This is a genomic window from Aliihoeflea sp. PC F10.4, assembly GCF_054612275.1.
Genome location: NZ_JBTSWH010000001.1, coordinates 2,025,124 through 2,038,481 on the forward strand (window position 1 = coordinate 2,025,124; position 13,358 = coordinate 2,038,481).

A 13,358-nucleotide genomic window follows, 5' to 3' on the forward strand; every position below is an offset into this window, starting at 1 on the left:
TTTCCCATTTAAGCGCAAGGCAACGCAAGGACTGACGAATGACTTCTTCGAGCGATCACATCCACACGGGCGAGATTTTGAGCGATCGTCTCGACGACGCGCGTGTCTATGACGGTGTGCGCACGCGCCGCGTCCTTGCCTTTTGCATAGATTATCTGATCGTCGGTCTTCTGATGATCCTGCCGGCGATCGTCATCGCCGTTCTCGGCGTGCTCACACTCGGCCTCGGATGGGTACTTTTCGGCGTTCTCTTCCCGCTCGTCGCGCTCGCCTACATCTGGTACACGCTCGGCAGCCCCGCGCAGGCGACCATCGGCATGCGCATGATGAACATTCGCCTCGAACGGCTGGATGGCGGACGCGTCGAGGGCGCGCTCGCAATCCTGCACTCCATCCTGTTCTGGGCAGGCAATGCGCTGCTGACGCCTTTCATCCTGCTTGCAACGCTTTTCCTCGACCGCAAGCGCGCGGTTCACGACCTTCTTCTCGGCACCGTTGTCGCGCGCACCGATCGTTGATCGCGTTTCTTTTCGAGACCGCTTGCCAAGTCGCCCGCGCAGGGATTTCATAGTCGCCAACGCGGCAGACAATCCCGACTCGACCGTTTCATGACGCACCAGCCAAAGCAGTCGCCCCAGTTCTTCCTGACGGCTCCCTCACCCTGCCCTTACATCGAAGGCGAATTCGAGCGTAAGGTCTTCACCCATCTCGTCGGCGAGAAGGCACCGGAACTCAACGATCTGTTGACGCAGGGCGGCTTTCGCCGTTCGCAAAACATCGCCTATCGTCCAGCTTGCGAGACCTGCCGGGCCTGCGTTTCGGTGCGCATTCTTGCCGGCGAATTCCAGCCGACGCGCAATATGAAGCGCGTTATCGCGCGCAACGCGGATCTGGTCGGCGCCGAGCACAAGGCGGAACCGTCAAGCGAACAATATTCCCTCTTCCGCTCCTATCTCGACGCGCGCCACAAGCGTGGCGGCATGTCGGACATGACCGTGCTCGACTATGCGATGATGGTCGAGGACAGCCATGTCGACACACGTATCATCGAATACCGCCGGCGCGGACCAGACACCTTCATGACCGGACAAGGGCATGGCGAACTGATCGCGGTTGCGCTCTCCGACCGGATGGCGGACGGCCTTTCGATGGTCTATTCGTTTTTCCGACCCGACATGGAGGAACGCTCGCTTGGCACCTTCATGATCCTCGACCACATCGCCCGCGCCAAGGCGCTCGGCCTGCCGCATGTCTATCTCGGCTACTGGGTCAACGGTTCGCGCAAGATGGGCTACAAGGTGCGCTTCAAGCCGCAGGAGCATCTCGGCCCGCAAGGCTGGGACCGAGTGGAGTAACCCCTACTCCGCCGCCTCGCGCGGTTGGATCGCGTCTTCGGCACGGTCTGGCTGGTCCGGCGCGGTCTCGCAGCCCAGATCGGGAAAGACGACGATGCGCTTGCCGGTCAGATCGGTCCTGACCACGATCAGATCGCGTTCCTCGAAATAGGTGAGCAGACGGCGCGCTCGATTTGCTGAATGGCTGCCATAGGCGCGCGCGAGCGCGACATTTGCCGGACAGGGCCGCCTTTCCACCGCCGCAAGCGCGATGATGAGGAAGATCGGCTGAATATCCTCGGCCAGCCCCTTCGACAGATCGAGCGCGATGCGCCAGGCATCGCTTTGTGCAGTTTCCTGCGAGACGCCGGTGCGCGCGATCGCCAGACGCCGCTTGAAGTCGGGCAAATCGACCGTATTGCCGGGCACGCGACGGATACGGCAGCGAACCAGAAAATCCTGATAGAGCACGGCAGACGTGCGGAACGGCAGTTCCGGATCATCCGCGATCTCGCTCATGACGAGCACCAAAAGCCGCTCGCGCTCGACGGTATCGATTTCGGGAAACAGGGGCTGGACGGATTCTTCGGCCACTTCGCGCGGCTGCGAAAGCTGTTCCAGAATATCCGCCGTCGGTGTCGGCGGCGGAGGCGTATAGCGGCGCACCGGCTGGCGGATTTCCTCCGGCGCACGTTCGAAGATCGCCTCTCGAGCTTCCTCGCTGGTTTCGGGAAGAGGCATCAGCTTCGGGCTGACGGACCGGGCGGACGTTTCCACATCGCCGATCGTGACCGGCATCGGACGGCGCGACAGGGCCGGCCCGAGTGCGACGAAGGAGCCGCGCTGAAGATCGCGAAACTGCTCGGCTTGCCGACGATCCATGCCGAGAAGATCGGCGGCGCGCGCCATGTCGATGTCGAGGAAGGTGCGGCCCATCAGGAAGTTCGACGCCTCGGCCGCGACATTCTTGGCAAGCTTGGCCAGACGCTGCGTCGCGATGACGCCGGCCAGGCCGCGCTTTCGCCCACGGCACATCAAATTCGTCATCGCGGCCAGCGAAACGCGCCGCGCCTCGTCCGAAACCTCGCCGGCTGCGGCAGGCGCGAAAAGCTGCGCCTCGTCGACCACGACCAGAACCGGGAACCAGAATTCGCGCTCGGCGTCGAACATGCCGTTCAGGAATGCGGCGGCGGCCTTCATCTGCTGGTCCGCGTCGAGCCCTTCGAGATTAAGAATGACCGACACGCGATGCTGGCGGATGCGCCCCGCGATACGCACAAGCTCGGCTTCCGTGCGCGCCGCATCGACGACCACATGGCCGAATTTATCGGCGAGCGTGACGAAATCGCCTTCTGGGTCAACGATGCATTGCTGCACCCATGGGGCGCTTTGTTCGAGCAGACGACGCAGGAGATGCGACTTGCCCGAGCCGGAATTGCCCTGCACGAGCAGGCGCGTGGCGAGCAGTTCCTCAAGGTCCATCATGGCCGGTGCGCTGCGTGCGCCCTTGCCCATATCGATGCCGACTTTCAATGCGCGTCTCCGATCAGAGACGATCCTTCTAGCATCCGGCAGCGCCAGAGCGCGACCCAACGCAGCGCAATCCACAGGTCCGTTCAAAACGAAAAAAAGGCCCGCGCGATGCGGGCCTTTTGATGCGTAGCTGAAAACTACAGCTTCACTTTTTCGTTGTCGCTCATATCAGGACGCGAATCCGAGACCGCAGCGCTCAACATCTTGATGTAGCTGACGACAGTGCCGGGGCTATCCCAGTATTGCGCATCGTTCGGCGTAACCTTCAAAACGCGGATTGACGGGTCTTCGGGATCGTCCCACCAGGCTTTGGCCGGGGTCGACCACAACTCCTTGATTTTCGCGCGATCGTTGGAAACCACGGCACGACCCGTGACGGATACGTATTTCTGGCCACCGGAATCGGCGAAGAAAAGACCGACATGGGGATCGCGCTCGATCTCGTTGTCCTTGTGGCTTTCGGCATCCGTCAGGAAATAAAGAGCGTGTTCGTCACGCTCCAGATGCGCTGCCATCGGCCGCGCGCGAATGTCCTGCCCGTCCTTCGTCGCCAGCATGCAAAAGCCGATCTTCTTCATCAGTTTCCAGACGTGATCGGTCTTGTCGTGATCGCTCATCATGATCCTCGTGAAATGGAAGTGTCTGCACCACCAACTCGCAAGAGGGGCGCGCGTTCCTCGTCGCGGAAGCCACGATCCGTCGAAGGGATTTTTCTTCTACACCGACGGCGATTATTGGCATTTCATTCCACGCTGAATGCTTGCAACGTTTTTGTCTCCCTTCTGCCCTCATCGAAGGAACAGTAGATTGTGATTTCAGTTATCCGCCTTTCAGACGAGGAATTTTCCAATGAAGCGCATTCTGCTTGCCGGCGTCGCAGCCGCTCTCCTGTTCAGCGCGCCCGCACAAGCGCAGCAGGCGAACTCCATCCTCAACGCATCCTACGACATCGCACGCGAGCTTTTCGCCGCCGTGAACGCTGCTTTCGTGCCCGCCTACAAGGAACAGACCGGACAGGACGTCACGATCGACCAGAGCCATGCCGGCACTTCGCGTCAGGCACGTGCGATCGTCGAGGGTCTGGAAGCCGACGTCGTCACCTTCAACCAGGTCACCGACATCGACTTCCTCGTCCAGAACGGGTTCGTTTCCGAAGACTGGCAAAGCGAGTTTCCGAACCAGGCGTCGCCCTTCTACTCGCTGCCCTCGTTCATCGTTCGCGAAGGCAACCCGAAAGGTATCGAGGACTGGGACGATCTGGCCCGCGACGATGTCGAGGTCATCTTCCCGAACCCGAAGACCTCGGGCAACGCGCGCTACACCTATCTTGCCGCCTACGCCTACGGCTTGGAGGCCTTCGACGGCGACGCCGAGCAGACGCAGGCCTTCGTCAGCAAGATCTTCGACAACGTCCCCGTCTTCGACACGGGCGGCCGTGCCGCGACGACGACCTTCGTCGAGCGCCAGATCGGCGACGTGCTGATTACCTTCGAGGCCGAGACCAAGGGCATCGAAAAGGAATTCGGCGAAGACCAGTTCGATCTCGTTACGCCCTCCGTCAGCCTTCTCGCCGAATTCCCGGTCGCCATCGTCGACCGTGTCGCTGAAGCGCGCGGCTCGACCGAGCTTTCCAAAGCGTATCTCGACTTCCTCTATACCGAAGACGGTCAGCGCATCGCCGCCGAAAACGGTCACCGCGTCCATGACGAGACGGTGTCGGCCGAATTTGCCGACAGCTTTCCAGAAGTGCGCCTCGTGACCGTCGAGGATGTGTTCGGCGGGTGGAACGAGATCCAGCAGGATCACTTCGCGTCCGGCGCGATTCTCGATCAGCTTTACGGTCAGCGTTGACCTCAACCACGATTGCTGTAATTGGCCGGCGGGTGAAGACCCGCCGGTCTCGTTTTCGGAACGCATGATGCCCCACTTGGACACCCCAGCATGAGAGCGCGCAACGTTCTGCCCGGCCTGAAGCTGTCGCTCGGTATCACGCTCTTCTATGTCGCGCTGATCGTGGCGCTGCCGCTCGGCGCGCTGATCTTCAAGGCAGCCAGCCTCGGCCCCGAGGCCTACTGGAACATCGTTTCGTCCGAACGCGCGGTGGCGAGCTATCGCGTCACGGTGACGGCGGCTGCCCTTGCAACCGCCTTCAACCTCGTCTTCGGCGTGGCGCTTGCCTGGATTCTGGTGCGCTACAGCTTTCCCGGACGCCGTCTGGTGGATGCGATCGTCGACCTGCCTTTCGCGCTGCCCACCGCCGTTGCCGGCATCGCGCTAACGGCGCTGTTCGCACCCAACGGATGGTTCGGCGCGCCGCTGGCCGACGCCGGCATCCGTGTCGCCTATACGCCGCTTGGCATCATGATCGCGATGGCGTTCACCAGCGTTCCGTTCATCGTGCGCACTGTGCAGCCTGTTCTGGAAGACCTCGACCCGGCGCTCGAGGAAGCCGCGCAATCTCTTGGCGCAAGCGACGTTTCGATCTTCGTGCGCGTGATCCTGCCGATCCTCGGCCCCTCCATTCTGGCGGGCGTATCGCTTGCCTTCGCGCGCAGCCTCGGCGAATTCGGCGCGATCATCTTCATCGCCGGCAACCAACCGTTCCGCACCGAGATCACGGCGCTTTTGACCTATATCCGCCTCGAAGAATACGACTATGCCGCTGCCGCTGCCATCGCGTCGGTCATTCTTCTGACCGCTTTCGTCATGCTGATCGTCACGAACCTTCTTCAGGCGCGCGGCCTTCGATATACGGCGAGGTCCTGAGATGAGCCGCCCAACGCACACCAAACCACCACGCATCGGCGATAGCGCGCTTTTCCGGCGCACGCTGATCACTCTGACTTTGATCGCTGGAGCGCTTCTCGTTCTCGCGCCGCTCGCAATCATCGCCGTTCAGGCGTTCTCGCGCGGCTACGGCTATTTCGCGGAAACCATCGCCAATGACGATACGCGCAGCGCGATCTTCCTGACGGTCGTCACCGCGCTCATCGCGGTGCCCATCAACACGATCTTCGGCGTGGCGGCCGCATGGGCGGTGACGAAATTCGATTTCTGGGGCAAGCGCCTCCTCATCGTCGTGATCGAAATTCCGTTCTCGATCTCGCCGATCGTCGCCGGTGTCGCCTATCTTTTCGTCTACGGTCTTCAGGGCATCTTCGGCCCGATGTTCCAGGATGCGGGCATCCGCGTGCTGTTCGCCCTGCCCGGCATCGTGCTTGCGTCGATGTTCGTGACAGCGCCGTTCGTCGCGCGCGAACTCATTCCGCTGATGCAGGCTCAGGGGCGTGACCTCGAAGAAGCGGCGACCTCGCTCGGCGCATCGGGCCTTCGCACCTTCTGGTCGGTGACGCTGCCCAACATCAAATGGGCGCTGCTTTACGGCGTCATCTTGTGCAATGCGCGTGTGATGGGCGAATTCGGCGCAGTGTCGATCGTGTCGGGCAACATTCGCGGCCAGACCAACACGCTGCCGCTGCACATCGAACTTCTCTATCAGGACTACAACACCGTCGGCGCGTTCGCCGCCGCGTTCATTCTCGCCGGCCTTGCCGTCGTCACCATCATCGCAAAGGTGCTGCTCGAGCGTCAGGGCGCCGGCCGACGCGCGCGCCCCGCCCTTGCCGGACCCGTCGTCGCGGAGCAGACAAAATGAAAATCCGCCTGAACAACATCGCCAAGACCTTCGACACGTTCCGCGCTGTGCGCGGCGCTCTCTCGACATCGAAAGCGGCGAACTCGTCGCGCTGCTCGGTCCCTCCGGCTCGGGCAAGACGACGATCCTTCGCATGGTCGCCGGTCTCGAATATGCCGACGAAGGCCAGATCTTCTTCGGCGACGAGGACGCGACCGACATTCCCGTGCGCGAGCGCGGCGTCGGCTTTGTCTTCCAGCATTATGCGCTCTTCCCGCACATGACGGTCGGCGAAAACGTCGCCTTCGGCATGAAGGTGTCGAAGAAAAAACGCTCCAAGGCCGAGATCGCCGCGCGCGTCGATGAACTTTTGCGCCTCGTGAAGCTCGAAGGCCTCGCGAACCGGTTTCCGAGTCAGATATCGGGCGGTCAGCGTCAACGTGTGGCGCTCGCCCGCGCGCTCGCCGTCGATCCGAAGGTGTTGCTTCTCGACGAACCGTTCGGCGCGCTCGACGCCAATGTGCGGCGCGACCTTCGTCGCTGGCTGCGCGAAATCCATTCCGAACTCGGGATCACCACGCTTTTCGTCACCCACGATCAGGAAGAAGCGCTCGATCTGGCCGACCGCGTCGTCATTCTTGACGAAGGCAAGATCGTGCAGCAGGGCACGCCGCAAGAGGTGACGCGCAACCCGCAATCGGCCTTCGTCGTCCGCTTCCTCGGCGACACCAACACGCTTTCGGCCAATGTGGCGAACGGCACGGCCGATCTTGGCGGCGCATCGCTTGCCGCGCCGTCCATCCCCGACGGCAAGGCCGATGCCTATTTGCGGCCCGGCGACCTTTCGTGGTCTGCGACGGGCGGCGGCATTCCGGCAAGCGTCGAGCGAGTGATCGACCGGCCGGGCAACCGCCGGGTGATCGCGGCAACCGAGCGTGGCGAACCGCTCGAATTCGACGTACCGCCGGAAGTCGACGTGAAAGCTGGCGATCGCGGCTTCGTTCGGATCGAGCGGGCACAGCTTTTCGCGGCCGAATAGCGCGCGCCTGTACATTCGGGCATTTGCAAGGTAGAAGGCGCGCAAATTCGCGCCGCCTCCCATGCTTGCGCGCCCACTCCCGAAAGATGATCGATGAGCGAATTCGAAGGCATTTTGCCGGCGCTGGCCGCCGCACTGACAAAACGTGGCTACACGTCGCTGACCCCCGTGCAAAAGGCCGTCACCGGCCCTGAAATCGGCGACGGAGACGCTCTTGTCTCCGCGCAGACCGGCTCGGGCAAGACGGTCGCCTTCGGCCTCGCGCTCGCCCCGACTTTGCTCGGCGACGAATCGAGCTTCGCGCCGGCGGCGGCACCGCTGGCGCTCGCGGTCGCACCGACGCGCGAACTGGCGCTCCAGGTCAAGCGCGAACTCGAATGGCTCTACGCCGAGGCAGGCGCGACGGTCGCGTCCTGCGTCGGCGGCATGGACATGCGCTCGGAACGCCGCGCGCTCGAACGCGGCGCGCAGATCGTCGTCGGTACGCCGGGACGTTTGCGCGACCACATCACGCGCGGCTCGCTCGACATGGACGACATTCGTGCCGTGGTGCTCGATGAAGCCGACGAGATGCTCGACCTCGGGTTTCGCGAAGACCTCGAATTCATCCTCGAAGCCGCGCCCGAAGACCGCCGCACGCTGATGTTCTCGGCCACGGTGTCGAAGCCGATCGCCGAACTCGCCAAGTCCTACCAGCGTGACGCGAAGCGCATTTCGACCGCCTCGACCGAAGCACGCCAGCACGGCGACATCGAATATCGCGCCCTGAGCGTGGCCGAGTCCGACCGCGAGAACGCCATCATCAACGTGCTTCGCTATTACGAGCCGACCAACGCGCTTGTCTTCTGCGCCACGCGCGCGGCGGTGAACCACATGACCGCGCGGTTCAACAATCGCGGCTTTTCCGTCGTCGCTCTTTCCGGTGAGCTTAGCCAGAACGAGCGCACGCACGCACTTCAGGCGATGCGCGACGGGCGCGCGCAGGTGTGTATCGCAACCGACGTCGCCGCGCGTGGCATCGACCTGCCAAACCTCGAACTCGTGGTACATGCGGACCTGCCGACCAACAAGGAAACGCTGCTGCACCGTTCGGGCCGCACGGGCCGCGCGGGCCGCAAGGGCATGAGCGTGCTTATCGTGCCGAACCGGGCCGGCAAGCGCGCGAGCCGCCTGCTTCAGGGCGCGGGCATCACCGCGCAATGGGGCAAGCCGCCGACCGCCGAAGAGGTGATGCAGCGCGACGACAAGCGCCTTTTGGCCGATCCGGCGCTCAGCCAGCCGGTTGGCGAGGATGAAGCCGATTTCGTCAAGCGCATTCTGGAAACCCACAGCGCTGAACAGGTAGCCGCTGCCTTCGTACGCGCCTATCGCGCAGGCCGCTCGGCCCCGGAAGATTTGATGGACGTCAAGCCCGGCTCCTTCGAAGACGCCAAGCCAGCGCGCGAGCGCGAGGATTTCGGCCCCGCCGTCTGGTTCTCGCTTTCGGTCGGGCGCAAGCAGAACGCCGAGCCGCGCTGGCTGATCCCGATGCTGTGCCGCAACGGCAATCTGACCAAGCGCGACATCGGCGCGATCAAGATGATGCCGGAAGAGACGTTCGTGGAAATCGCGGAAGGTTCGGCCGACCGCTTCGCCGCAGTCATCGGGAAGAAGGGCGATCTGGAGCGCGGCATCCGCGTGAAGCGCGTCGAAGGCACGCCCGACTTCGCTGCCGGACGTAGCGAGAAGAAGCCGCACCGCGGCAAGGGACCGAAGCCGGACGGGAAGGACTGGTCGAAGAAGCCGGGTAAGGCCAAGTTCGACAAGCCGAAGGGCGAAGGCTTCAAAAAGAGGAAGCCGAAGCGGGACTGATAAAAAGGGCGCTCAAAGCGCCCTTTTCTTTACCTGCGAGCCTGCCCAGAGACCGGGTCGATATCGATCTCGACCCTTGCGCCATCGGCCCGGTAGTATTCGATCTCCCAATAGCCGTCGCTATCCCAGTCGATTTCGTCGAAATATCCGAAACCGGCCTCGGCCTCGATCCCAGCCAGAATTTCCGACAGCGGCATCGCGCCCGATGGCGGCTGTGCGAAGGCCGGAGCGGCGACAAATGTAGACAGAAAGGCGGCGGCGAGTAACGTTCTCAAGGCAGTCTCCATATCGGTGGACGATGTCGGTTTCCGCGATGCTAACCGAACTTGCCCGAACGGGGGAACCCCTTGGGCACCATCCGCCCCGCCGCTGCACGATTGCCCATCCATTCCACGAGCTCTTCCCGGCTGCGCGTGAAGATGCGGCCTGCCGAATCCGTCCATGACAGGCCAGCTTCCATCGCGAACGGTCGCGCGTCGGAAACGCCGCCATCCTTGTAGCGCTGTAGCCGCACGCCCTTGCCGCGCGTCATCTCCGGCAGTTCGATCAGCGGGAAGACCAGCATCTTGCGATTCTCGCCGACGATGGCGAGATGATCGCCCGTCAATGGCAGGCAAAGGCACGCTTCGTCCGGCAACTTGACGTTCATCACCTGTCGGCCCTTGCGGGTGTTGGCGACGATCTCGGCTTCTGGCACGGCAAATCCGTAGCCGCCCTTGCTGACCAGAAGCAGCTTGCGCGCCGGATCGTGGACAAACGCAGTCAGAATGTCCTGATCGTTTTCCATGTCGACCATGATGCGGATCGGCTCGCCATGCCCGCGCCCGCCCGGCAGTCGGTCCGCGCCGAGCGTGTAAAATTTGCCGCCGGTCGTGTAGACGATGATCTTGTCGGTCGTCTGCGCATGGAAAGCGAGCCTGAGCTTGTCGCCTTCCTTGAAGGACAAGGTCGAAAAGTCCGCCAGATGTCCACGCAACGCACGCAGCCAGCCCTTTTCGGACACGACGATCGTCACCGGCTCCTTCTCGATCATCGCGTGATGGATGTCTCCGATATCGTGTTCGGGCGCATCGGCGAACTGGGTCCGGCGCTTGCCGAGATCGGTGTGCGAGCCGAACCTGTCGCGAATTTTCTCGACTTCCCAGCGGATCGTCTTCCACTTCTTCTCGTCGGACGCCAGAAGCGCCTCGATCGAGGCCTTCTCGGCCGTCAGCGCCTCGTGCTCCTTGCGGATTTCGAATTCTTCCAGCTTGCGCAAATTGCGCAGGCGCATATTGAGGATCGCCTCGGCCTGAATATCGGTGAGATCCCAGCGCGCGATCATCACCTTCTTCGGCTCATCCTCCTCGCGGATGATGCGGATGACCTCGTCGATGTTGAGATACGCGATCAGAAGACCGCCGAGGATTTCCAGACGCCGCTCGATCTCGCCGAGCCGGTGGCGCGACCGGCGGATCAGCACTTCCTTGCGATGTTCCAGCCATTCGACAAGCACGCCCTTGAGCGACAAGACATTGGGAATCTTGCCGCGCGTCAGCACATTCAGGTTGAGCGGGAAGCGGCTTTCCAGTTCCGTCAGCTTGAACAGCGATTCCATCAGGATCGCCGGATCGACCGCGCGGCTCTTGGGAACCAGAACGAGGCGGATGTCTTCCGCGCTTTCGTCGCGCACGTCGTCGAGCAGCGGCAGCTTTCGCGCCAGAAGCAGTTCGGCGATCTTTTCGACGAGACGCGACTTTTGAACGCCGTATGGAATTTCGGTGACGACGATCTGGTATGTGCCGCGTCCCTGTTCCTCCTGCTCCCATCTGGCGCGAACGCGGAACGAACCGCGTCCGGTCTTGTAGGCGTTCACGATGCTGGCGAAATCGTCGACGATGATGCCGCCTGTCGGGAAATCTGGCCCGCGCACCATGTTCTCGTCGGGATCGGTCGCATGCGGCTCATGCGTCAGCAAATCTTCCACTTCCGCGTCCGGATGGTCGATCAGATGCAGCGCCGCTTTGCAAAGCTCGGCCAGATTGTGCGGCGGGATAGACGTTGCCATGCCGACAGCGATACCGGACGATCCGTTGGCGAGGATGTTCGGGAACGCGCCCGGCAGAACGACCGGCTCCTCGTCTTCCTCGTTGTAGGTCGGGCGAAAATCGACTGCGTCCTCGGTGATGCCGGCCAGAAGTTCGGTCGTGACCTCGGTCATGCGCGCTTCGGTGTAGCGCATTGCGGCGGCGTTATCGCCGTCGATATTGCCGAAATTGCCCTGACCGTCGACCAGCGGATAACGCACCGAAAAAGACTGTGCGAGGCGCACCAGCGCATCGTAGATCGACTGATCACCATGCGGATGGAACTTGCCCATCACTTCGCCGACGATGCGCGCGCATTTGGCGAAGCCCTGATCGGGGTTCAGCCGCAAGAGCCGCATCGAATGGACGATGCGCCGATGGACGGGCTTCAGCCCGTCGCGCACGTCCGGCAGAGCGCGGTGCATGATCGTCGACAGCGCATAGGCGAGATAACGCTCTTCCAGCGCCTTCTTCAGGTCGACAGGCTCGATGTGGTCGCCATCTCCGGCGCCAGGCGGCAAAAGGCTCTTTCCCATGGGTTCGCCTTAGCAAAAGGGGGAGATTCGCGGCAAGTGCAGGGTTGACACAGGGCTTGTCAATCCACCGAAAAGCGTCGCCCCATGAAACTGCGTTGCAGATTGATCGTTTGCCTTTTCCAAGCGCATGCGTTCATGTGTCGCTCAACCAGAAAAGATCATCGGGTAGGAAATATGCAACTCATTGCACATCGAATGAAGACGCTGGCGCTCGGCGCCGCCCTTTCGGCAATTTCTTTCACCTGCGCCCATGCGCAGGAAGTCGATGCCGCGCTCGAGCGCTTCAAGGCGCTGATGAGCGAACAGGGCGTGACAATCGACTGGGCTGATGCCGCTATCGACGACGATAGCGCGACGCTGACCGGTGTGACAGTCACGGCCGAAGGCGGCCAGCAACCGATGGGCGATATCGACTTCAACGGCGTTTCCAGAAACGATGACGGATACCTCGTCGATCAGATCGCCATGCCCAGCTACACGATGAGCGACGCGGGCGGCACCGTCACCGTTACGGACGTTTTCATGGACAATGTCGTCCTGCCCGACGAAGGCGTCGAACCCGCCGGGGCGGAAATCTTCTTTTACGAACGCGCGTCGGTCGGCGAAGTCAAATTCGAAATGGACGACCGCGAAATCTTCTCGATGGTCGATATGAATGTCGAGATCACGCCGCCGGAGGATGATGGCGAGCTCGCCTTCACCGGCGGTGCAGAGCGGTTTTCCGTGGACCTTGCGGCTACCGACAATCCGGAGCAGCAGGAAGTCATTTCACGGCTCGGCTACGAACAGGTTTCCGGCAGGATGGAATTTGCCGGAAGCTGGGCGGCCAGCGACGGCCGGCTGCGCTTTTCGCAGTATGATTTCGTGGCCGAAGACGTCGGGACACTTGGTATCACGCTCGACATCAGCGGCTACACGACCGACTTCATCAAGGCTCTGCGCGAGACCACCGAGCGCATGGCGGCCAATCCGGAAGGCGATCAGTCCGCGCAGGGTCTGGCGTTGCTCGGCCTGATGCAGCAGATCAACATTCACGGGCTGGAAGTCCGGTTCGACGACGCTTCGCTTACCAACCGCATCCTCGACTTCGCCGCCGAAGATCAGGGAGCCACACGCGCCGATGTCGTCAACCAGACGAAGGCAGTCGTGCCGCTCATGCTGGCTCAGCTGAATGCGCCGCAGCTCATGCAGATGGCCTCGGGTGCGATTTCGACCTATCTCGACGATCCGCAGTCACTGACGATCCGCGCCGCGCCCGCAGCGCCGGTTCCGTTCGCGATGGTGCTTGCCGCGGGAGCAGCCGCGCCTGACATGCTGGTTCAGCAACTCGGGCTGACCATAACGGCGAACGACTGACAGCAAGCG

11 protein-coding genes and 1 pseudogene are annotated in these 13,358 nt (G+C 62.3%); 8 read left to right on the forward strand and 4 right to left on the reverse strand.

The window, feature by feature from the left end; translation table 11 throughout:
• The first annotated feature begins 38 nt into the window (after window positions 1-38).
• On the forward strand, window positions 39-518 hold the full coding sequence (locus ACX82Z_RS10180) for an RDD family protein (protein ID WP_459588455.1): 480 nt from the start codon (window positions 39-41) through the stop codon (window positions 516-518).
• A gap of 90 nt (window positions 519-608) precedes the next feature.
• The gene (locus ACX82Z_RS10185; RefSeq protein WP_459588457.1) at window positions 609-1,355 is read left to right on the forward strand and encodes an arginyltransferase; all 747 of its coding nucleotides are present in this window, start codon (window positions 609-611) and stop codon (window positions 1,353-1,355) included.
• A 3-nt stretch (window positions 1,356-1,358) separates the two neighbouring features.
• Here ACX82Z_RS10185 and ACX82Z_RS10190 read toward each other — a convergent pair whose 3' ends face one another.
• Window positions 1,359-2,867: a helicase HerA domain-containing protein gene (locus ACX82Z_RS10190; RefSeq protein ID WP_459588459.1), complete on the reverse strand. Its 1,509-nt coding sequence runs from the start codon at window positions 2,865-2,867 to the stop codon at window positions 1,359-1,361.
• A 137-nt stretch (window positions 2,868-3,004) separates the two neighbouring features.
• Entirely contained in the window at window positions 3,005-3,484 is a 480-nt protein-coding gene (locus tag ACX82Z_RS10195) for a pyridoxamine 5'-phosphate oxidase family protein (RefSeq protein ID WP_459588461.1), read from the reverse strand.
• Between the two features lie 232 nt (window positions 3,485-3,716).
• On the opposite strand from ACX82Z_RS10195, the gene ACX82Z_RS10200 reads away from it, so the two are divergent.
• The 5 genes and pseudogenes from ACX82Z_RS10200 to ACX82Z_RS10220 all read left to right on the forward strand — a co-directional run bounded on the left by ACX82Z_RS10200 (window position 3,717) and on the right by ACX82Z_RS10220 (window position 9,391).
• Entirely contained in the window at window positions 3,717-4,718 is a 1,002-nt protein-coding gene (locus ACX82Z_RS10200; RefSeq protein WP_459588463.1) for a sulfate ABC transporter substrate-binding protein, read from the forward strand.
• Window positions 4,719-4,808: 90 nt separating this feature from the next.
• Window positions 4,809-5,633, forward strand: a complete 825-nt coding sequence (gene cysT, locus ACX82Z_RS10205) for a sulfate ABC transporter permease subunit CysT (RefSeq protein ID WP_459588465.1) — start codon at window positions 4,809-4,811, stop codon at window positions 5,631-5,633.
• A 1-nt stretch (window position 5,634) separates the two neighbouring features.
• Window positions 5,635-6,522, forward strand: coding sequence for a sulfate ABC transporter permease subunit CysW (gene cysW, locus ACX82Z_RS10210; protein ID WP_459588466.1), 888 nt, complete (start codon window positions 5,635-5,637; stop codon window positions 6,520-6,522).
• Window positions 6,519-7,540 (forward strand): annotated as a pseudogene (locus ACX82Z_RS10215) (sulfate/molybdate ABC transporter ATP-binding protein). The gene cysW and the pseudogene ACX82Z_RS10215 overlap by 4 nt, the downstream one beginning before the upstream one ends.
• A 93-nt stretch (window positions 7,541-7,633) precedes the next feature.
• Window positions 7,634-9,391: a DEAD/DEAH box helicase gene (locus ACX82Z_RS10220; protein WP_459588467.1), complete on the forward strand. Its 1,758-nt coding sequence runs from the start codon at window positions 7,634-7,636 to the stop codon at window positions 9,389-9,391.
• 29 nt (window positions 9,392-9,420) lie between these two features.
• On the opposite strand, the gene ACX82Z_RS10225 is transcribed toward ACX82Z_RS10220, so the two are convergent.
• Window positions 9,421-9,666: a PepSY domain-containing protein gene (locus ACX82Z_RS10225; protein ID WP_459588469.1), complete on the reverse strand. Its 246-nt coding sequence runs from the start codon at window positions 9,664-9,666 to the stop codon at window positions 9,421-9,423.
• A gap of 41 nt (window positions 9,667-9,707) precedes the next feature.
• On the reverse strand, window positions 9,708-11,993 hold the full coding sequence (gene parC / locus ACX82Z_RS10230; RefSeq protein WP_459588471.1) for a DNA topoisomerase IV subunit A: 2,286 nt from the start codon (window positions 11,991-11,993) through the stop codon (window positions 9,708-9,710).
• A gap of 174 nt (window positions 11,994-12,167) precedes the next feature.
• On the opposite strand from parC, the gene ACX82Z_RS10235 reads away from it, so the two are divergent.
• Entirely contained in the window at window positions 12,168-13,349 is a 1,182-nt protein-coding gene (locus ACX82Z_RS10235; protein ID WP_459588473.1) for a hypothetical protein, read from the forward strand.
• Window positions 13,350-13,358: the final 9 nt, after the last annotated feature.

Excerpts from the sequence above, each read along its gene's own strand:
- ACX82Z_RS10180 (WP_459588455.1), top strand. The coding sequence starts at position 39 with ATGACTTCTTCGAGCGATCACATCCACACGGGCGAGATTTTGAGCGAT.
- ACX82Z_RS10185 (WP_459588457.1), top strand. The coding sequence starts at position 609 with ATGACGCACCAGCCAAAGCAGTCGCCCCAGTTCTTCCTGACGGCTCCC.
- ACX82Z_RS10195 (WP_459588461.1), bottom strand. The coding sequence starts at position 3,484 with ATGAGCGATCACGACAAGACCGATCACGTCTGGAAACTGATGAAGAAG.
- ACX82Z_RS10200 (WP_459588463.1), top strand. The coding sequence starts at position 3,717 with ATGAAGCGCATTCTGCTTGCCGGCGTCGCAGCCGCTCTCCTGTTCAGC.
- cysT (WP_459588465.1), top strand. The coding sequence starts at position 4,809 with ATGAGAGCGCGCAACGTTCTGCCCGGCCTGAAGCTGTCGCTCGGTATC.
- cysW (WP_459588466.1), top strand. The coding sequence starts at position 5,635 with ATGAGCCGCCCAACGCACACCAAACCACCACGCATCGGCGATAGCGCG.
- ACX82Z_RS10220 (WP_459588467.1), top strand. The coding sequence starts at position 7,634 with ATGAGCGAATTCGAAGGCATTTTGCCGGCGCTGGCCGCCGCACTGACA.
- parC (WP_459588471.1), bottom strand. The coding sequence starts at position 11,993 with ATGGGAAAGAGCCTTTTGCCGCCTGGCGCCGGAGATGGCGACCACATC.
- ACX82Z_RS10235 (WP_459588473.1), top strand. The coding sequence starts at position 12,168 with ATGCAACTCATTGCACATCGAATGAAGACGCTGGCGCTCGGCGCCGCC.